At 64.7% G+C, this 19,993-nt stretch carries 14 protein-coding genes; 11 read left to right on the forward strand and 3 right to left on the reverse strand.

Annotated features, from left to right (window positions below):
• The first annotated feature begins 60 nt into the window (after positions 1-60).
• Positions 61-2,349 (forward strand): tetratricopeptide repeat protein, encoded by a 2,289-nt coding sequence (locus RAD15_RS27055; RefSeq protein WP_458181263.1) that lies wholly within the window; start codon positions 61-63, stop codon positions 2,347-2,349.
• Between the two features lie 412 nt (positions 2,350-2,761).
• A complete protein-coding gene (locus RAD15_RS27060; protein WP_458181264.1) occupies positions 2,762-3,733 on the forward strand; it encodes a hypothetical protein in 972 nt (323 codons plus the stop codon).
• Between the two features lie 332 nt (positions 3,734-4,065).
• Here RAD15_RS27060 and frc read toward each other — a convergent pair whose 3' ends face one another.
• From frc to RAD15_RS27075, 3 genes are all read right to left on the reverse strand, one after another.
• Positions 4,066-5,343, reverse strand: a complete 1,278-nt coding sequence (frc, locus tag RAD15_RS27065) for a formyl-CoA transferase (RefSeq protein ID WP_458181265.1) — start codon at positions 5,341-5,343, stop codon at positions 4,066-4,068.
• A gap of 65 nt (positions 5,344-5,408) precedes the next feature.
• Positions 5,409-7,142: an oxalyl-CoA decarboxylase gene (gene oxc / locus RAD15_RS27070; RefSeq protein WP_458181266.1), complete on the reverse strand. Its 1,734-nt coding sequence runs from the start codon at positions 7,140-7,142 to the stop codon at positions 5,409-5,411.
• Between the two features lie 61 nt (positions 7,143-7,203).
• Positions 7,204-7,899: a GntR family transcriptional regulator gene (locus RAD15_RS27075; protein ID WP_166819518.1), complete on the reverse strand. Its 696-nt coding sequence runs from the start codon at positions 7,897-7,899 to the stop codon at positions 7,204-7,206.
• Between the two features lie 342 nt (positions 7,900-8,241).
• Between RAD15_RS27075 and RAD15_RS27080 the strand changes: the two genes are divergently transcribed.
• The 9 genes from RAD15_RS27080 to hyi all read left to right on the forward strand — a co-directional run bounded on the left by RAD15_RS27080 (position 8,242) and on the right by hyi (position 19,985).
• Positions 8,242-10,371, forward strand: coding sequence for an acetate--CoA ligase family protein (locus RAD15_RS27080; protein WP_458181267.1), 2,130 nt, complete (start codon positions 8,242-8,244; stop codon positions 10,369-10,371).
• A 167-nt stretch (positions 10,372-10,538) separates the two neighbouring features.
• Entirely contained in the window at positions 10,539-11,381 is an 843-nt protein-coding gene (locus RAD15_RS27085; RefSeq protein WP_458181398.1) for an IclR family transcriptional regulator, read from the forward strand.
• A 113-nt stretch (positions 11,382-11,494) separates the two neighbouring features.
• On the forward strand, positions 11,495-12,463 hold the full coding sequence (locus RAD15_RS27090; RefSeq protein WP_458181268.1) for a Bug family tripartite tricarboxylate transporter substrate binding protein: 969 nt from the start codon (positions 11,495-11,497) through the stop codon (positions 12,461-12,463).
• Positions 12,460-12,945 carry a tripartite tricarboxylate transporter TctB family protein gene (locus RAD15_RS27095; protein WP_458181269.1) on the forward strand — a complete coding sequence of 162 codons (486 nt, stop codon included), beginning with the start codon at positions 12,460-12,462 and terminating at the stop codon, positions 12,943-12,945. Before RAD15_RS27090 ends, RAD15_RS27095 begins: the two co-directional genes overlap by 4 nt.
• On the forward strand, positions 12,945-14,444 hold the full coding sequence (locus RAD15_RS27100; protein WP_458181399.1) for a tripartite tricarboxylate transporter permease: 1,500 nt from the start codon (positions 12,945-12,947) through the stop codon (positions 14,442-14,444). Before RAD15_RS27095 ends, RAD15_RS27100 begins: the two co-directional genes overlap by 1 nt.
• Before the next feature lie 55 nt (positions 14,445-14,499).
• Complete coding sequence (locus RAD15_RS27105; protein WP_458181270.1) at positions 14,500-15,279, forward strand: NYN domain-containing protein; 780 nt, start codon at positions 14,500-14,502, stop codon at positions 15,277-15,279.
• A gap of 161 nt (positions 15,280-15,440) precedes the next feature.
• Positions 15,441-17,243 carry an adenine deaminase C-terminal domain-containing protein gene (locus RAD15_RS27110; RefSeq protein ID WP_458181271.1) on the forward strand — a complete coding sequence of 601 codons (1,803 nt, stop codon included), beginning with the start codon at positions 15,441-15,443 and terminating at the stop codon, positions 17,241-17,243.
• Between the two features lie 152 nt (positions 17,244-17,395).
• The gene (gene gcl / locus RAD15_RS27115; RefSeq protein WP_458181272.1) at positions 17,396-19,186 is read left to right on the forward strand and encodes a glyoxylate carboligase; all 1,791 of its coding nucleotides are present in this window, start codon (positions 17,396-17,398) and stop codon (positions 19,184-19,186) included.
• Positions 19,187-19,199: 13 nt separating this feature from the next.
• Entirely contained in the window at positions 19,200-19,985 is a 786-nt protein-coding gene (gene hyi, locus RAD15_RS27120; RefSeq protein ID WP_458181273.1) for a hydroxypyruvate isomerase, read from the forward strand.
• The last annotated feature ends 8 nt before the right edge of the window (positions 19,986-19,993 follow it).

Raw genomic sequence — 19,993 nt, forward strand, 5'->3', positions numbered from 1 at the left:
GCGCCGCCGCTTGATGCGCCACAACCATCCCAGGCAGTCACCCGTAAGAAGGCCACCGGAGTGGCGCTCGGCATCGGCCTGCTGATCCCAGTGATCGCTGGCGCGCTCTACTGGTTCACGAGGCCGGACATCGCGGTTCAGCCGCAACAGACGGCCGAGCTCGGCTTTGTCGGCAGCCAGGCTTGCGCTGGATGCCACCAGACGCAAGCCAGGCTCTGGCAAGGCTCGCAGCATCGGCACGCCATGGATCACGCGACCGAGCAATCTGTGCGCGGCGATTTCAGCGATGCAACGTTCGAATACGCCGGCACACGCTCGCGCTTCTTCCGTGACGGCAAGAAGTTCCTCGTCGAGACCGACGATCCGGACGGCAAGCTCGCGACGTTCGAGATCAAATATTCCTTCGGCGTCGAGCCGCTGCAGCAATATCTGATCGAATTCGCCGACGGCCGCCTGCAGGCTCTTTCGATCGCCTGGGACACGCGCCCGAAGGACCAGGGCGGCCAGCGCTGGTTTCACCTCTATCCGGATGCGGCCGTCACCAGCAGCGATCCCTTGCACTGGACCAGGCTGAACCAGAACTGGAATTTCATGTGCGCCGAGTGTCACTCGACCGGCGTGCACAAGAACTACGACGCCGCCAAGGACCGCTTCGCGACGACCTTTGCCGAGATCAGCGTTGGTTGCGAGGCCTGTCACGGAGAAGGCTCGCGCCATGTCGCCTGGGCTCGTCAGAAGTCGGCCTCGCGCGGTCCGGAAAACGGTTTGCTTGTCAGGTTCGACGAGCGCACAGGCATCGCCTGGTCCGCCGGGAGTGGCGCGCTGACACCCATACGCAGCGCGCCCGCGCCGGCCCTGCGCAAGGAGGTCGAGACCTGCGGACGCTGCCATGCGCGCCGCGGGCAGCTTTCGGAAGACTGGATACCGGGCCGACCGCTCTCTGACACACACCGTGTATCGCTGCTTGACCGCCAGCGCTTTCATGCCGACGGCCAGATGCGCGACGACGAGGAGACCTACAATTACGCGCCGTTCAAACAGAGCAGGATGTTCGCCAAGGGCGTGACCTGCAGCGACTGCCACGACCCGCACAGCGCAACGTTGAAGACGCCCGGAGACGGCGTTTGTTCGCAGTGCCATATGCCCGCTCAATATGAATCCGTGGCGCACCGGCACCACGCGCATGTCTCGCCGCCGCCGGGCTGTTCGGCCTGCCATATGCCGGAGCGCCGCTACATGGTCCTCGATCGCCGCCACGACCACGGCTTCCGCGTTCCGCGTCCCGATCTCTCGGTGCAGACGGGCGCACCGAATGCGTGCAACGACTGCCATCGCGACAAGCCGGCGGCCTGGGCGGCGCATCAGATCGAGGATTGGTTCGGGCCGGAGCGGCGCGGCCATCAGACCTATGCGCGTGCGTTTCATGCTGGCTGGAGCGAGGCTGCCGACGCGCAAGCGCAGCTCGCCGCAATCGCCGAATCGGCTGACGTTCCCGGTATCGTCCGCGCCAGCGCGCTGGCGGAGCTTCCGGCACCGCTTCTCGATCCGATCCAGCATGGGCTTTCCGATTCTGATCCGCTTGTGAGACTCGGCGCGCTCGATCGGCTCGAAGGAGCGCCCGCCGATCAGCTCTGGCTGCTCGCCTCACCACGACTGGGCGATCCCGTGCGTGGTGTGCGCATTCGCGCCGCCGAAGTTCTGGCCGTCGTGCCTCCAGCACGCCGGCGAGTGGCTGATCGCGACAGGTTCACGCAGGCGGCCGGCGAATTCGTCGCTGCGCAGAAGCTCAACGCGGATCGGCCGGAGGCGCGCACGGCGCTCGGCAACTTCCTCGCCCGCCAGGAGAACGCTGTCGAGGCGGAAGCCGAATACCGCGCCGCCCTGAGGCTCGATCCCTCGTTTGTGGCAGCCGCCGTCAACCTGTCCGATCTGTATCGGCAGCTCGGACGCGACAGTGACGGGGAGAAAATCCTGCGTGAAGCGCTCTCCGCGTCCGCGCAAGACGCATCTCTCCACCACGCGCTTGGTCTGACACTCGTGCGCCAGAAGCGCAGCGAGGAGGCCCTCGACGAGCTGCGTCGGGCTGCGTCGCTGGATCCGGACCAGGCGCGCTACGCTTACGTGTATGCAATCGGGCTGAACACCGCGGGCCGGCGCGACGACGCGCTTGCGGTGCTGATGGAAAGTCTACGCGGACATCCCTACAATCTGGAGCTGCTGTCAGCCGCGCTGGACTTGAGCCGCGAGAGAGGCGACGCCGTCGCCGCGCTCGAATATGCCGGGAGACTGGCGCACCTCCTGCCTGACGATTCGCGTCTGGCCGACCTGATCAGGGAGCTGAAGCGATAGAAGGGTGGGGAAGCCGGATGCCCCTGCTGGCATCGGGCACGATAACGAACCTCGAGCAGGCAAATCCCAATGAGAGACCCTGCGGCGTCTCGAAAGGCCTACGCTCGCTGTTTCGGATCGTGACACAGTACCCCTGTTTTGCCCGACGGGTCAAAGGATGTTTCGCTAAATCAGAAATATGCTTCGATGCCAAGGGGATGGCTATTGTGCATGGGGTTGTTTTCCGGTTTTGAGTTTGAGCCCTGCGACTGCACGCCTTGCAGCGCCCGCACGATTTGCGAGCATGTGGGCGGATATACTTCGAAACACTTGAGCCGGATTTTTGCCTCTGGTCTCAGCGATAAGTTAGTCGCCGGTCGCGTCTTGCGACGCGGCCGCGCTACGAATCCATCGCACCAGGGGAAATTGCGATATGAAGCAGACGACGCTGCGTTACCGGGCCTTGCGCCGGGTCCGCAGCCTGCCAGCGGAGACCGCCTCGAGATTGCTCGGAATGCCAGCCATCAGTCGAGAATTGAACAAGGCCTACGAAAAGGCGCGCGCATCTCACAAGCCGCGCCTGCCCAAGCTCTCGCCGCTCGATATGGACGTTGTCGCCGGACTGGAGAAGAACGGCGTCTACATCACCACGCTCGACAAGCTGGATCTGCCCGGCACGGACGCGCTCTGGGCATCGGCAACCGGTATCGCGAACGTCTATTCCCTCCGTGCCGAAACGGGCGAATTTGCCGGTCAATACACCGTGCAGGTCGGCGCCGAGGACCTGATGCATCATCCGCATATCGTCCGCTGGCCCCTCGACGATCGCATCCTCGACATCGTCGAGACCTATCTCGGCTTGCCTGCGGCATACGACACGCTGAATTTCTTCTATACCGTGGCCGACGGCCGGCAGGTCGCGGCGCGCAGATGGCATCGCGACCTCGAGGACCGGCGGATGGTCAAGGTGACCGTCTATTTGCACGATGTCGATGAGGACGGCGGCCCGCTCGAAATCCTGCATCGTTCCTTTCCCGGCAGCGAGACGCTCGATGGTGCCAATTTTCCGGTTCTGACTCATGAAATGCTGGAGCAGAGGCTAGGCGGGACGCTGGAGCGCGGCGATGTGACGACTTGCACCGGCAAGGCCGGGACCGTGATCTTCGCGGATGTCGCAGGCCACTACCATCGCGGGCGTCCGGCGATCGCGCGCGATCGTTGCGCGCTCTTCTACAATTTCTTCTCGCGCCGGCCGCTTCGCCCATTCTTCTGCGAGCGGCATGTCTTCTCACGGGAGCAGCTTGCCGAACTCGCGGCCGGCCAGACCGCCCGGGCGCGCGATTGCATGCTGTGGCATGCGAACGTACCTTTGCTGGCCCGGCTCGTGCCAACGGCACGGTTCTAGCCGGGTCGAAGCCACAATTCCGCTACCGTTCCTCGCTCAACTCCTGCGCGAAATTGGGGGCTCCGTTGCGCAAGACATTTTGGGCTTCCGACGCCTGTGGCGCTTGGCAGTCTTTCGGCGCCTCTTTCGGACGATGGCATAATATCCTTGTTTTGCCCGACGCGTCAAAGTTATTTTCGCTAAATCAGAAATTTCCTTTGATGCCAAGTAGATGGCTACTGTGCATGGGGTTGTTTTTCCGGTTTTTAGTTTGAGCCCGCGCCCGCACGCCTTCACAAGCAAAAAGGGCCGCCCCTTCGGGCGGCCCTTTCGTCGTTCTCTGACAGATCCGCTTACTCAGCGGCCTGCTTCTGCGGCGGGTCGAGCGCGCCGGACTTGTGGATATCGGCGACCTGGTGGTCCGAGAAGCCGAGCACAGCGCGCAGGATCTCGTCGGTGTGCTCGCCGAGCAGAGGCGAGCGGGTCACGTCGCTCGGGCTGTCCGATAGTTTGATCGGGTTGCCGACCGAGATGTACTTGCCGCGGGTGGGGTGATCGACCTCGACCACGGTTCCGGTTGCGCGCAGCGACTGGTCCTCGGCGATCTCCTTCATCGACAGGATCGGGCCGCAGGGGATGTCGTCCTTGTTGAGGATTTCCATCGCCTCGAACTTGGTCTTCGTCATCGTCCACTGCTCGATGCGGGCGAAGATCTCGTTCAGGCGCGGCAGGCGGACGGCCGGCTTGGCGTAGTTCGGATCGGTCTTCCAGGTCGGCTCGCCGATCACGTCGCAGATCTTCTCCCAGACCGGGGCCTGGGTGATGAAGTAGATGTAGGCGTTGGGATCGGTCTCCCAGCCCTTGCACTTCAGGATGCGGCCCGGCTGGCCGCCGCCGGAATCGTTGCCGGCGCGCGGCACGGCGTCGCCGAACGGAACGCCTTCGCCGAACTGGCTGTATTCCTTGAGCGGGCCGTGAGCGAGGCGCTGCTGGTCACGCAGCTTGACGCGGGCAAGATTGAGCACGCCGTCCTGCATCGCGGCGGTGACCTTCTGGCCCTTGCCGGTCGTGGTGCGCTGGTGGAGCGCGGCGAGGATGCCGATCGCCAGGTGCAGGCCGGTGCCGGTGTCGCCGATCTGCGCGCCGGTGACGAGCGGCAGGCCATCGCGGAAGCCGGTGGTGGAGGCGGCGCCGCCGGTGCACTGCGCGACGTTCTCGTAGACCTTGCAGTCTTCATACGGGCCGGGACCAAAGCCCTTGATCGAGGCGACGATCATCTTCGGGTTGAGGCTGTGGATCTTCTCCCAGGGGAAGCCCATGCGGTCGAGCACGCCGGGGCCGAAATTCTCGACCAGCACGTCGCACTTCTTGATCAGCTCGGTGAGGACTTCCTTGCCCTTGGGGTTCTTGGTGTCGAGCGTGATCGAGCGCTTGTTGTGGTTGAGCATGGTGAAATACAGGCTGTCCACGTTCGGGATGTCCTGCAGCTGGCCGCGGGTGATGTCACCCACGCCCGGGCGTTCCACCTTGATCACGTCGGCGCCGAACCATGCCAGCAGCTGCGTGCAGGTCGGTCCGGACTGGACGTGGGTGAAGTCGAGAATGCGAACGCCCGTGAGCGCTTTGGTCATCGTGTTGCTCCGTACTCTGTGTCTGCCCCCGCCAACCGCAGGGAATTAAGGGTCGAGGGGTGGACTTACTTTTTTTTCTGCAGAACGCTCTGCGGATTGAGGTTGCCGATGCGGCCGCTCTCCGAGCCGGCGGCCGGATCGATCACCGCGTTGATGAGCGTCGGCTTGCCGGACTTCATCGCCTCGTTGACGGCGCGCTTGAGCTCGTCGGGCGAGGTGGCATTCACGCCGACGCCGCCGAAGGCTTCCATCATCTTGTCGTAGCGCGCGCCCTTGACGAACACGGTGGTCGCCGGATCGGCGTTGGCGCCGTTGACGTCGGTGCCGCGATAGATGCCGTCATTGTTGAAGATGACGACGCAGATCGGAAGGTTGTAGCGGCAGATGGTCTCGACCTCCATGCCGGAGAAGCCGAAGGCCGAATCGCCTTCCACCGCGAGCACGGGGTGACCGGTCTCGAGCGCGGCCGCGATCGCCTGGCCCATGCCGATGCCCATCACGCCCCAGGTGCCGACGTCGAGACGCTTGCGCGGCTTGTACATGTCGATGACGCCGCGGGCGAGGTCGAGCGTGTTGGCACCCTCGTTGACGAGGATCGCCTCGGGATACTCCTTGATGACGTTCTTCAGCACGCCGAGCGCGCCGTGATAGTCCATCGGCGACTTGTTGTTCATGAGCTTCGGCGCCATCTTGGCGACGTTCTCGTCGCGCTTGGACGAGATCGCCTTGGTCCATTCGGCCGGCGGCGCGGTCCAGCCCGAAGCGATGGCCTGATTGAACGCCGAGACGACCGAGCCGATGTCGCCGACCACGGGCGCGACGATCTCGATGTTGGAGTCCATTTCCTTCGGCTCAATGTCGACCTGAATGAACTTCTTCGGCGTTTCGCCCCAGCTCTTGCCCTTGCCGTGCGAGAGCAGCCAGTTCAGCCGCGCGCCGATCAGCATGACGACGTCGGAGTCTTTCAGCACCGTCGAGCGGGCGGCACCGGCGCACTGCGGATGGGTGTCGGGGAGCAGGCCCTTGGCCATGCTCATGGGGAGGAACGGCACGCCGCTCTTCTCGACGAAGCTCTTGATCTCTTCATCCGCCTGCGCGTAGGCCGCGCCCTTGCCGAGGATGATGAGCGGACGCTTCGCGCTCTTGAGCACATCAAGCGCACGCTTGATCGAAGCGGGCGAGGGAAGCTGCGCGGGCGCAGCGTCGATCACCTTGACCAGCGACTTCTGGCCGGCCTCGGCGTTCATCACCTGACCGAACAGCTTTGCCGGCAGGTCGAGATAGACGCCGCCCGGACGGCCCGAGACCGCGGCGCGGATGGCGCGTGCGAAACCGATGCCGATGTCCTGGGCGTGCAGCACGCGATAGGCCGCCTTGCACAGCGGCTTGGCAATCGCGAGCTGGTCCATTTCCTCGTAGTCGCCCTGCTGGAGATCGACGATCTCGCGCTCGGAGGAGCCCGAGACCAGGATCATCGGGTAGCAGTTGGTGGTGGCGTGCGCGAGCGCGGTGAGACCGTTGAGGAAGCCGGGCGCCGAGACTGTGAGGCAGACGCCGGGCTTCTTGGTGAGGTAGCCGGCGATGCCTGCGGCGTAGCCGGCGTTCTGCTCGTGGCGGAAGGAGATCACGCGGATGCCCTCGGCCTGCGCCATGCGGCCCAAATCCGTGATCGGGATGCCCGGCACATTATAGATGGTGTTGATGCCGTTCAGCTTGAGCGCGTCGATGACGAGATGGAAGCCATCCGTCAGTTCCTGCTCGGTGCCCGGTGCTTCGGACTTGGTCGCGGTATTCAGCATGGGCCTTGTCTCCCTGGTCTCAAGTAGTGGGGCGAATTTTTCGCCCTTCTGGTGAACGTTGCTAGGTGAACAGTTCCTGGCCGTGCGCTTCGACGTAAGCGGCAAGGCCAAGGGTGTGGTCGCGGGCGCGCTTCTCGGCGAGCTCGGTGTCGCGTGCCTCCAGCGCTTCGATCATGCCGAGATGCTCGGGCAGCGACGTCGCGGTGCGGTCCTTGCGTCCGATGGTCAGCTGGCGATAGCCGCGCACGTGCAGCAAGAGGTCGTTGGTGAGATCGACCAGCACCGGCGATTCCGACAGCGAGATCAGCGCCTGGTGGAAGGCGATGTTGGCGCGCGAATATTCCTCGACGTGATCCTCGGGCAGGCGGTCCTTGCCGAAGTCCTTGAAATAGTCGCGCAGCGCCGTGATGTCCTTCTTGCGCGCGGTGGTGGTGATGAGGCGCGCGGCCATGCTCTCCAGCGCCGCCCAGGCGCGGATCATGTCGACGATCTCGCTCTTGGTCCTGCGCACCACCATGATGCCGCGGCGCGGCACGGTCTTCACGAAACCGTCCTGCTCGAGCATCGCGATGGCTTCGCGGATCGGGGTTCGGCTGACGCCCAGGCGTTCGGACAGCGCGCGCTCGTCGAGCATCACCGGCTCGGGCGTCGAGTAGATGTCCATCTTGAGGATGGCTTCCTTCAAGGCGTCATACGCCTTGTTCTTGAAGCTGCTCTCCGGGGCAATACGAACGATTGCGATATCTGCCTCGGCCATGTTCGGCAACGCCTTGGTTGGTTTCCGCAGTGACACGACGAATCTCCTCCAGTGGGAGTCGTCTTTTACAGGATTATTAACCGGAAAGTTTTTGGCATACCACATGCCAGAATGTCAAGCTGCCTATTTTTTGCGGCCTTCTAAGGTGCGCGGCGGCTTGACAAGTTGGCTTCTGGCATACCAAATGCCATCGCCAGCCATTTTTGATCCAAGCCGGCGGAGTAAGCTCGGCTTTAGGCTCCGCGGCATGGAACAGAGCGCGGCGAATGGCAAGCATCACGGGCAGCCGCAAATCACGCGCGCGCTTTGCAAAGAACGAACCGAGGTCAAGGGAGAAGCCACATGTCCAATTCCAAAGATGCCGTCCGCAAGGTGCTTGACCAGGTCAAGGCGGACAATCGCACCAGCCTGACGGCGCCGGAAGGCAAGCTGGTCTGCGACGCCTACGGCATTCCGGTGCCGAAGGAGGGGGTGGCGAAATCGGCCGGCGAGGCCGGCAAGATGGCCTCCTCGATGGGCTTCCCGGTGGTGATGAAGATCGTCTCGCCGGACATTCTCCACAAGACCGAAGCCGGCGGCGTCATCGTCGGCCTCAAGACGGCCGAAGACGCCGAAAAGGCCTATGAGACCATTCTCGGCAACGCCAGGAAGTACAAGGCCGACGCCAAGATCGAGGGCGTCCAGGTGCAGCAGATGCTGGCCGGGGGCACCGAGGTCATCGTCGGCTCGATCACCGACGGCTCGTTCGGCAAGCTGGTCGCCTTCGGCCTCGGCGGCGTGTTGGTCGAAGTGCTGAAGGACATCACCTTCCGCCTCGCGCCCGCGACCAAGGAAGACGCGCTCTCGATGCTCGACGGCATCCAGGCGCATGAGATTTTGAAGGGCGTTCGCGGCGGCGAGCCGGTGAACCGCACGGCGCTCGCCGACGTCATCGTCAAGGTCTCGCAGCTCGTCACCGACTTCCCTGAAATCGTCGAGCTCGACCTCAACCCTGTGTTCGCGACGGCGAAGAGCGCGATCGCCGCCGACGTCCGCATTGTCGTCGACTTCGCCTATGTGCCCAAGCCGAAGCCGCGCCCGACCGAGGAGATCGTCGCGGCGATGAGCCGCATTATGCAACCGAAGGCGGTTGCCGTGGTCGGCGCCTCCGCGGAGGACGGCAAGATCGGCAACTCCGTGATGAAGAACCTCATCAACGGCGGCTACAAGGGCGACATCTACCCGATCCATCCCAAGGCCGCCGAGATCCTCGGCTACAAGGCCTACAAGAGCGTCAAGGACGTGCCGGGCGTGATCGACACGGCCGTGTTCGCGATCCCCGCGAAGTTCGTCGCAGCAGCCCTCACCGAATGCGGCGAGAAGAAAATCCCGGGTGCGGTGCTGATTCCGTCGGGCTTCGCTGAAGCCGGCGCGCCGGAGCTGCAGGCCGAGATCGTCGAGGTCGGCAAGAAGTACGACATCCGCCTGATGGGGCCGAACATCTACGGCTTCTATTATACCCCCGCCAATCTCTGCGCGACCTTCTGCACCGCCTACGACGTCAAGGGCTCGGCGGCGCTGTCGTCGCAGTCCGGCGGCATCGGCATGGCGATCATCGGCTTCTCGCGCTCGGCGAAAATGGGCGTGTCGGCGATCGTCGGCCTCGGCAACAAGTCCGATATCGACGAGGACGATCTGCTCGCCTTCTTCGAACAGGATCCGAACACGGCGATCATCGCGCAGCACTGCGAAGACCTCAAGGACGGCCGCGCCTTCGCGGAAGCCGCCAAGCGCGTCTCCAAGAAGAAGCCGGTCGTCGTGCTCAAGGCCGGCCGCACCTCGGCCGGCGCGAAGGCGGCCTCGTCGCACACCGGCGCGCTCGCCGGCAACGACAAGATCTACGAGGACGTCCTGGCGCAGTCCGGCGTGATCCGCGCCCGCAGCTTGCGGCAGCTGCTCGAATTCGCCCGCGGCGTGCCGGTGCTGCCGACGCCGAAGGGCGAGAACGTGCTGATCATCACGGGTGCCGGCGGCTCGGGCGTGCTGCTGTCGGACTCCTGCGTCGACAACGGCCTGTCGCTGATGTCGATGCCGCCGGATCTCGACGCGGCCTTCCGCAAGTTCATCCCGCCGTTTGGCGCGGCCGGAAATCCTGTGGATATCACCGGCGGCGAGCCGCCGATCACCTACGTCAACACGGTGAAGCTCGGCCTGTCGGATGAGCGCATCCATTCGCTGATCCTCGGCTACTGGCACACGATCGTCACCCCGCCGATGGTGTTCGCCCGCAATATGGTCGAGGTGAAGAAGGAGATGGAGGCCAAGGGCTTTGTGAAGCCGATCGTGGCGTCACTGGCCGGCGACGTCGAGGTCGAGGAAGCCGCCGAATATCTCTACCAGAACGGCATCCCGGCCTATGCCTATTCGACCGAGCTGCCGGTCGAGGTGCTCGGCGCCAAGTTCAAGTGGGCGCGCGGGGCAGGGTTGCTCTGAGCGCTATCTCTCCGGTCATCCCGGGGCAACGCGACGGGACCGCGCAAGCGCGGCCCGGAGCGTTGAACCCGGGATCTCGAGATTCCGGGTCTGGTACGCCAGGCCCGCGCTGCGCGCAGTCCCGGCGCACCATCCCGGAATGACGGATGCAAAAGCGGCAGGTCGCGATGAGCAAGAACGTGATCCGGCGCAAATCGCTCGAGCCTCGATCTCCATCCGAGGCCGACCATGACGCGCGCGACGGCGGCGTGCAGTCCGTCGACCGCGCACTGTCGATCCTCGAAACGCTGGCCGAAGACGACGAAGGCTATCGCCTCAGCGACCTCGCCGTTCGCACCGGCCTGTCGGCCTCGACCGTGCACCGGCTGCTGGCGACGCTGGAAAGCCGCCGCTTCGTGCAGTTCGACCGCGCCGAATCCAAATGGCATGTCGGCGTGCGTAGCTTCACGGTCGGCGCCAGCTTCGCACGGCGTCGCAATTTTTCCGCACAGGCGATTCCATACCTGCGCAAGCTGCGCGACCTCACCCGCGAGACCGCCAATCTCGCCGTCGTCGACGACGAATTCATCATCGTGCTGACCCGCATGGAAAGCCGCGAGATCATGCGCTCGCTGACCCAGGTCGGCGGCCGCGTCGCGATGGTGACCTCGGGCGTCGGCAAGGCGGTGCTCGCGACCTATTCGGACGAGGATGTCAGCGCCGTCATCCGCCATCACGGCATGCCCCGCCTGACCGAGAAATCCATCGTGCGGCCGAGCGATCTGTTCAAGGAGCTCGCGACGATCCGCAAGCAGGGCTTTGCGATCGACGACGAGGAGGCCTTTATGGGCCTGCGCTGTATTGCCGCAGTCGTCTATAACGACTGCGCAGAGCCGCTTGCGGCGATCTCCGTCTCTGGCATGACCAGCCGTCTGACCGACGACAGGCTCCCGGAAATCGGCCAGATCGTGCGCGAAGTTGCCGCCGAGCTGACCGTCGCACTCGGTGGGGTGATGCCGAAATCCGGCTGACTGGGAACCGGGCGCCGTCGCTGGACAGCATAGGCCGTTTTGGCTGATATGCGACCAAACGACACAATGCGGCAAACGATCAACACGTCCGCACGAGCCTGGAGAATGCCCCCATGTTTCGATTTTCTGCGCGCCTTGCCGGCGCAGCCGTCGCGCTGACCCTTGCGGCAGCGACGCCTGCCTTCGCCCAGCAACTCGAGCTCAAGCTGATGGCGCCGGCAGCGCCAGGCGGCGGCTGGGACCAGACCGCGCGCTCGATGCAGCAGGCGCTGGTTGCCGCGGGTGTTGCGCGCAGCGTACAGGTCACCAACGTTCCCGGCGCCGGCGGAAGCGTCGGCATCGCGCAGTTCGTCAACGGCGCCAAGGGCGACGGCAACCAGTTGATGGTCAACGGCTTCGTCATGGTCGGCGCGCTCGCCATGAACAAGTCGCCTGTCACGCTCGAGCAGGTGACGCCGATCGCGCGCCTCACCGAGGAAATCCAGGTGATCGTGGTGCCCGCGAATTCGCCGATCAAGAATGCGCAGGACCTCGCCGCCGCGGTGAAGGCCGATATCGCCAAGGTGACCTTTGCCGGCGGCTCAGCCGGCGGCGTCGACCATGTGATGGCGGCGCTGTTTGCCGGCGCGGTCGGCGCCGACGCGAAGAAGATCAACTACATCCCGTTCTCCGGCGGCGGCGAGTCGCTGGCCGCGATCCTCGGCGGCAAGGTCACCGCAGGCATTTCGGGGCTGAGCGAATACGAAGGCCAGATCAAGTCCGGCAAGCTGCGCGCGATCGGCGTGACCTCGGAGACGCGCATCCCAGGCAGCGACATTCCGACTTTCAAGGAGCAGGGCATCGACCTCGTGATCGCCAACTGGCGCTCGGTGGTCGCGCCTCCCGGCATCACGCCGGAGCAGCGCAAGACCTTGAGCGATGCGGTCGAGAAGATGGTGAAGTCGGACGCCTGGAAGGAGATCCTCAAGCAGAAGGGCTGGGAGGATGCCTATCTCGGCGGCGACGCCTTCGTCGACTTCCTGAAGAAGGAAACGGTGCGCGTCACCGACGTGCTGAAATCGGTCGGCCTCGTCAAGTCATGAGCTCAGACGATCCTGCCCAACCGCCGCGGCATGTCGACCGCGCGGGTATCGTCATCGCCGCGTTGCTGGCGGGTCTTGCCGCGGTGCTGGTCTGGGATGCGCGCGGCCTGCAATCCACCGCGATGTACGGCATGGGGCCGGAGGCGATGCCGGTCGTGGTCGCCACCGGCCTCGCGCTGCTCGCGATCGGCAATTTCATCGACGCGCTGCGCGGCAACCTGCCGGCGCGCGAGAGCACCGATCCGGTACCAGTCGTTTTGATCCTCGTTGGCCTCGCACTTCTGATCGCCATCATCGGCTTCGGCGGCGGTTTCATCCTTGCGACATCGGCGCTGTTCGTGACGACATCGGCGGCCTTCGGGCGCCGCGCCATCCTTGTCGACTCCGTCATCGCGCTCGTGATGTCGACCCTCATCTATCTCGCGTTCGACCGCCTGTTGACGCTGAGTCTTCCCGCCGGACCGCTGGAGCGACTGCTGTGATGGACACTTTCGCCGCGCTGGCGCATGGCATGGCGGTCGCCGTCCAGCCGATGAATTTGCTGTATGCGCTGATCGGCGTGTTCCTCGGCACCGCCGTCGGCGTGCTGCCCGGCATCGGCCCGGCGCTGACGGTCGCGCTGCTGTTGCCGGTGACCTACAAGCTCGATCCCGGCGGCTCGCTGATCATGTTCGCCGGCATCTATTACGGCGGCATGTATGGCGGCTCGACCACCGCGATCCTGATCAACACGCCCGGCGAGAGCGCCTCGATGGCGACCGCGCTCGAAGGCAACAAGATGGCCAAGGCCGGCCGCGGCGGGCCGGCGCTGGCGACCTCGGCGATCGGCTCCTTCGTCGCCGGCACCATCGCCACCATCGGTCTTGCGTTCCTCGCGCCGTGGCTGGTCGATTTCGCCGTGCGCTTTGGCCCTGAGGATTACTTCGCGCTGATGTGCGTCGCCTTCGTCACGGTATCGGCGACCTTCGGCGATTCCCCGGTCCGCGGCCTGACCAGCCTGTTCGTTGGTCTCACGCTCGGCCTCATCGGCATCGACAAGCTGACCGGACAGGCGCGGCTTGCGTTCGGCGTCCCCGAGCTGCTCGACGGCGTCGAGGTGACGACGCTGGCGGTCGGCCTGTTCGCGGTCGGCGAGGCGCTCTACGTCGCATCACGCCGCCACCACACTGAAGAGAAGCTCGAGCCGGTGCGCGGCTCGCTGTGGATGACAAAAGAAGACTGGAAACGGTCGTGGAAGCCGTGGCTGCGCGGCACCATGTTCGGCTTCCCGATCGGCGCGCTGCCGGCGGGCGGCGCGGAGATCCCGACCTTCCTGTCCTATTCGACCGAGAAGCGCCTGACGAAACACCCCGAGGAATTCGGCAAGGGTGCGATCGAAGGCGTCGCGGGGCCTGAAGCCGCCAACAACGCCTCGGCTGCCGGCACGCTGGTGCCGCTGCTGACGCTGGGTTTGCCGACCTCGGCGACCGCCGCGATGATGCTCGCGGGCTTCCAGCAATACGGCCTCAATCCGGGCCCGCTGCTGTTTGCCGAGCGGCCCGATCTGGTCTGGGGCCTGATCGCCAGCCTTTTCATCGCCAATTGCATGCTGCTGGTGCTCAACCTGCCGCTGGTCGGCCTGTGGGTGCGGCTGCTCGCGATTCCGCAGCCCTGGCTCTATGCCGGCATCCTCGTGTTCGCGACCACGGGCACCATCGCCGCGAAGCCCTCGGTGGTCGAATTGTCGATGCTGGCCGGTTTCGGTGTGCTCGGCTTCCTGATGCGCCGGTTCGATTTCCCGATTGCGCCGGTCGTCGTCGGCCTGATCCTCGGCCCGATCGCCGAGAGCCAGTTGCGTCGTGCGCTCGCGATCAGCCTCGGCGATCCCATGACGCTGCTGCAGAGTCCGATCTCGGCGACGCTGCTTGCGCTGGCGCTGATCGCGTTGCTGGCGCCGTTCGTGCTGAAGGGGATGGGGCGCTTCAAGGCCAACGAGGACTAGACGTTCCCAAACGCAATTATCTGCTAGTCTGGTTTCCATCTCGCTGGGAAACGCCATGGCATCCGAACTTCGCTCGCCCCGTCTCGCCGTCCTGATCGACGCCGACAATGCGTCCGCCAAGATCGCGGATGGACTGTTTGAGGAGATCGCCAAGATCGGCGAGGCCAGCGTTCGCCGCATCTACGGCGACTTCTCCAATGCCCGATCCAAGGCTTGGGCCGACATCCTGGCGAAGCACGCCATCATCCCGCAGCAGCAATTCGCCTATACGACGGGCAAGAACGCCTCCGACATCACGCTCGTGATCGACGCCATGGACCTCTTGCACAGCGGCCGCTTCGACGGCTTCTGCCTGGTATCTTCGGACAGCGACTTCACCCGGCTTGCCGCGCGCATCCGCGAGCACGGCATCGACGTGTTTGGGTTCGGCGAGCAGAAGACGCCGGAGAGCTTTCGGCAGGCCTGCCGGAAGTTCGTCTACACCGAGAATTTGCGCGGCGGCGTGGTGAACAATCGGGATGCCGCGTCCGCGCCGCGCTCGCTGCAGCCGCCGGAAGCCGCGACCCCAATCATCAAGAACGTCATCACCCAGACGGAAAGCGAAGACGGCTGGGTCGAGCTTGGCGTCGTTGGAAAACAGGTGACCAACCTGGCGCCCGATTTCGACCCGCGGACCTACGGTTCCCGCAAGTTGATCGACCTCGTGCGCAAGACCAACGCCTTCGACCTCGACCAGTCGAAGGGATCGGTGCGCATACGTGTCAAGCCTGTGACAGTGGCCGCGCCGGCGCCGAAACGACGCTCCCGGCGAAAAGCTGAGCAAGCCAAAAGCTGATCGTGAGGACATCGTCCGGCGGCACAAGCTCGCCTTGGCCTGAAACGGCCGCCGGCGCCGTTGCCCAATGCGTAAGCAGAGGTGCCGTTTTATTTGATCTTGCCCCTCGTACGCCCAGCGCGCAACCATCGATGGGCTGTCCAATCTTCGCGAGAGCCCCGATGACCAAACTCACCCGCTTCTCCGTCGCGCCGCTGCACAGCATGACGCGGCGCCTCGCCGACGTCGCCTCGGCGCGCGTCGCGCCGGATCTGGTCGTCACGGGCGCGCGAGTGCTGTCGACCTATTCGGAGCGCATCCACGCGGGCCGCGAGGTCTGGATCACCGGCGGCCGCATCGCGGCGGTGAAACCGGCGGGCACGGCCAGGAAAGCCTGGAGCGATGTTCCGCTTTACGACGCGGCTGGCGGCATCATCGCGCCGGGGCTAGTCGATCCGCATATCCACATCGAATCCTCGATGGTGACGGCCTGCGCCTATGCGGAGGCGGCGCTGCTCAACGGCACCACCACGATCTTCTGCGACAGCCATGAGATCGGCAACGTCATGGACGTCGCCGGCGTCGAGGCGATGCTGGAGGATGCGCGCGAGGCGCCGCTCTCGATCTTCCTGACGGTGCCGAGCACGGTGCCGGCAACGTCGGCGGAACTGGAGACGGCGGGCGGCGACCTCACGCCCGACAAGATCGCCGGTCTGTTCGACCGCTGGCCCGAAGCGGTCGCGCTCGGCGAAAAGATGGATTTCGTGCCCGTGACGATGGGCGACGAGCGGAGCCACGCCATCCTCGCCGCCGCCCTGAAGCGCGGGCGACCGGTGTCCGGCCACGTCTATGGCCGCGAATTCGTCGCGGCCTACGCAGCGTCTGGCGTCACCGATACCCATGAGGCGATCGACCGCGACATCGCCGACGATCTGCTCGATGCCGGCGTCTGGGTGTTTTTGCGTGGCGGCCCGCCGACCACGCCCTGGCATTCGCTGCCGCAGGCGATCCGCACCGTTACCGAGCTCGGGGCCTCGCACAAGCGCACGGCCGTGTGCACCGACGACCGCGATGCCGATGATCTGCTGCTGTTCGGCCTCGACTGGGTGGTGCGCGAGGCCGTAAAGGCGGGGATATCGCCGGAGCAGGCCTGGTCGATGGGCTCGCTGCATGGCGCGACGCGCTTCGGCATGGACGGCGATATCGGCGGGCTCGGCGGCGGCCGCCGCGCCGACCTCGTGTTGATGGACGATCAGCTCAAGCCGCAATGCACCTGGTATGGCGGCGATCTGGTGGTCGAGCACGGCAAGATCACAGATAGCCTCGATCAGGCGCTGTCGCAGCGCTATCAATATCCGAAGGCGGCCTATGCGACGGTGAAGCTTCCGGAGAAGGTCAAGCTCACGCCGGAGCTTCCGACGAAGGCCTGCACCGTCAACGCGATCAAGACCGCGCTGCCGGGCATCACGCTGATCCACGAGAAGGTCAAGATCGAGCCGGCAAAGGACTGGCTGTCGCTGTTTGAACGTTACGGCCTGTGCTTCGTCACGGTGGTCGAGCGCCACGGCAAATCGGCCGGTAACGTCGCTTATGGCCTCTTGAAGGATTTTGGCCTGAAACGCGGCGCGGTCGCCTCCAGCGTCGGGCACGACAGCCACAACATCATCGTCGCCGGAACCAACGAGGCCGACATGCAGGTGGCGATATCGGCCATCAAGGCCCAGCAGGGCGGCGTTTGCGTGGTTGCCGAGGGCGAGGTGAGGGCGTTGGTTCCACTGCCGATCGCGGGGCTCTTGTCCGACAAGCGCGTTACCGAGGTGGCCGAAGAGGTGAAGGTCTTGAAGAAGGAATGGGCGGAAGCCGGCTGTACCATCCCCTACATGGGCTTCAATTTGATTCCGCTATCGGTCATTCCGGAAATTCGCATCACCGACAAGGGTCTCGTGCTGGTCCCGCAGATGGAACTGGCGCCGCTGTTCGAGTGATTGGCTTTCACGCATCTCTCGATCTAATCGATTGAAACCGCCACGTTTTTTCAGCGGTTGCCGCATCGTGGAAAATAAAATCGATCTCGTTGAGATCGGCTTCTGCGCATCTGATGATCTCGCTCGCTGACGCAACTTGAGCGAGGTCCGATATGGCGAAGATGCGAGCTATCGATGCAGCCGTCCGAATTCTGGAGAAGGAAGGCATCTCCACTGCCTTCGGCGTTCCCGGGGCCGCAATCAATCCGCTTTACTCGGCCCTGAAGAAGCGCGGCTCGATCCGCCATGTCCTCGCGCGCCATGTCGAGGGCGCCTCGCACATGGCTGAGGGCTATACCCGGGCCAAGGCCGGCAATATCGGCGTCTGCATCGGCACATCGGGGCCTGCCGGCACCGACATGATCACCGGGCTCTATTCGGCGATCGCCGATTCCATCCCGATCCTCTGCATCACCGGCCAGGCGCCGCGGGCGCGGCTCTACAAGGAAGATTTCCAGGCCGTCGACATCGAGTCGATCGCCAAGCCCGTGACAAAATGGGCCGTGACGGTGCGCGAGCCGGCGCTGGTGCCGCGCGTGTTCAGCCAGGCCTTTCATGTGATGCGCTCGGGGCGGCCGGGGCCGGTTCTGATCGACATGCCGCTCGACGTGCAACTCGCCGAGATCGAGTTCGACGACGAGACCTATGAGCCGTTGCCGGTCTACAAGCCCACCGCGACGCGCAAGCAGGTCGAGAAGGCGCTGGAGATGCTCAACGCGGCCGAGCGGCCGCTGATCGTGGCAGGTGGCGGCATCATCAATGCCGACGCGTCGGACCTGCTGGTCGAATTCGCCGAGATCGCCAACGTGCCTGTTGTCCCGACGCTGATGGGGTGGGGCGCGATCCCCGACGACCACGTGCTGATGGCGGGCATGGTCGGCCTTCAGACCAGCCACCGCTACGGCAATGCCACCATGCTGGAGTCCGACTTCGTGCTCGGCATCGGCAACCGCTGGGCCAACCGTCACACCGGCTCGGTCGAGACCTACACCAAGGGCCGCACCTTCGTGCATGTCGACATCGAGCCGACCCAGATCGGGCGCGTGTTCAATCCCGATCTCGGCATTGTCTCGGACGCCAAGGCTGCGCTCGAACTCTTCGTCACCGTCGCCAGGGAGTGGCGCCGGTCAGGCAGGCTCCGCGAGCGCCAGGCGTGGCCCGCGGCCTGCCGCGATCGCAAGAAGACGATGCTGCGCAAGAGCCATTTCGACAACGTGCCGATCAAGCCGCAGCGCGTCTATGAGGAGATGAACAAGGCATTCGGCCGCGACACCACCTATGTCACCGTGATCGGCCTGTCGCAGATCGCCGGCGCGCAGTTCCTGGGCGTCTACAAGCCGCGCAACTGGATCAATGCCGGACAGGCGGGTCCGCTCGGCTGGACGCTGCCCGCCGCGCTCGGCGTGCGCGCAGCATGTCCTGATCGCGAGATCGTCGCGCTGTCGGGCGATTACGACTTCCAGTTCCTGATCGAGGAGCTCGCGGTCGGTGCGCAGTTCAATCTGCCTTACATCCACGTCGTCGTGAACAATTCCTATCTCGGCCTGATCCGCCAGGCCCAGCGCGGCTTCGACATGGACTATCACGTTCAGCTCTCCTTCGAGAACATCAACGCGCCGGAGCTCGGCGGCTATGGCGTCGACCATGTCGCGGTGGCCGAAGGCCTCGGCTGCAAGGCGATCCGCGTCACGGACCCGAAGGACGCGCAAGCTGCCTTCGTGACCGCGCGCGAGTTGATGGCCAAGCACCGCGTGCCTGTCGTCGTCGAGTTCATCCTCGAACGCGTCACCAACATCGCGATGGGCACGGAGATCGACAACATCGTCGAGTTCGAGGAAGTGCTGGATCTGCCGCTCGACGAGGTCGAACGGGCGCGCCCGGGCGTGTTGCAGCCGGCGGAATAGGGAGGACAGCACCATGCCGAAATTCGCCGCCAACCTCACCATGCTCTTCAACGAGACGCCGTTCATCGACCGCTTCGCTGCTGCGAAGGCGGCGGGCTTTTCCGGGGTCGAATATCTCTTCCCCTATGATTTCGACAAGGCGCAACTGCGCGAGCAGCTCGAAGCCCATGGTCTGACGCAGGTGCTGCATAACCTGCCGGCCGGCAACTGGGCGGCGGGTGAGCGCGGCATCGCGATCCTGCCAGATCGCACCGCCGAATTCCGCGACGGCGTGTTCCGCGCCATCGACTATGCCAAGGCGCTCGATTGCGAGCAGCTCAATTGCCTCGTCGGCATCGCGCCCGTCGACGCCGATCGGCGCGAGCTTCAGGAGACACTGGTCGGCAATCTCCGCTTTGCGGCCTCGACGCTGGCACGGGAGAACATCAAGCTGCTGGTCGAGCCGATCAACACGCTCGACATTCCCGGCTTCTTTCTCAACGGCACCGAGCAGGCGGTGCAGCTGATCTCCGAGGTGCGCTCGAACAACCTCTTCATCCAGTACGACATCTATCACATGCAGATCATGGAGGGCGATCTCGCCCGCACCATGCAGGAATATCTCCCCCAGATCGCGCACATCCAGCTCGCCGACAATCCCGGCCGCCATGAGCCCGGCACCGGAGAGATCAATTACCCCTTCCTGTTCCGCCACCTCGACGCGATCGGCTATCGCGGCTGGGTCGGCTGCGAATACAAGCCGCGCACCACGACGCTGGAGGGCCTCTCCTGGCACGCGGCGCAGACTTTCGAGACCTGAGGACATCG

It is taken from the genome of Bradyrhizobium sp. 14AA (assembly GCF_054185205.1).

Excerpts from the sequence above, each read along its gene's own strand:
- gcl (WP_458181272.1), top strand. The coding sequence starts at position 17,396 with ATGGCGAAGATGCGAGCTATCGATGCAGCCGTCCGAATTCTGGAGAAG.
- RAD15_RS27080 (WP_458181267.1), top strand. The coding sequence starts at position 8,242 with ATGTCCAATTCCAAAGATGCCGTCCGCAAGGTGCTTGACCAGGTCAAG.
- RAD15_RS27095 (WP_458181269.1), top strand. The coding sequence starts at position 12,460 with ATGAGCTCAGACGATCCTGCCCAACCGCCGCGGCATGTCGACCGCGCG.
- RAD15_RS27100 (WP_458181399.1), top strand. The coding sequence starts at position 12,945 with ATGGACACTTTCGCCGCGCTGGCGCATGGCATGGCGGTCGCCGTCCAG.
- RAD15_RS27085 (WP_458181398.1), top strand. The coding sequence starts at position 10,539 with ATGAGCAAGAACGTGATCCGGCGCAAATCGCTCGAGCCTCGATCTCCA.
- RAD15_RS27110 (WP_458181271.1), top strand. The coding sequence starts at position 15,441 with ATGACCAAACTCACCCGCTTCTCCGTCGCGCCGCTGCACAGCATGACG.
- RAD15_RS27105 (WP_458181270.1), top strand. The coding sequence starts at position 14,500 with ATGGCATCCGAACTTCGCTCGCCCCGTCTCGCCGTCCTGATCGACGCC.
- hyi (WP_458181273.1), top strand. The coding sequence starts at position 19,200 with ATGCCGAAATTCGCCGCCAACCTCACCATGCTCTTCAACGAGACGCCG.
- RAD15_RS27090 (WP_458181268.1), top strand. The coding sequence starts at position 11,495 with ATGTTTCGATTTTCTGCGCGCCTTGCCGGCGCAGCCGTCGCGCTGACC.
- RAD15_RS27075 (WP_166819518.1), bottom strand. The coding sequence starts at position 7,899 with ATGGCCGAGGCAGATATCGCAATCGTTCGTATTGCCCCGGAGAGCAGC.
- RAD15_RS27060 (WP_458181264.1), top strand. The coding sequence starts at position 2,762 with ATGAAGCAGACGACGCTGCGTTACCGGGCCTTGCGCCGGGTCCGCAGC.
- frc (WP_458181265.1), bottom strand. The coding sequence starts at position 5,343 with ATGACCAAAGCGCTCACGGGCGTTCGCATTCTCGACTTCACCCACGTC.
- oxc (WP_458181266.1), bottom strand. The coding sequence starts at position 7,142 with ATGCTGAATACCGCGACCAAGTCCGAAGCACCGGGCACCGAGCAGGAA.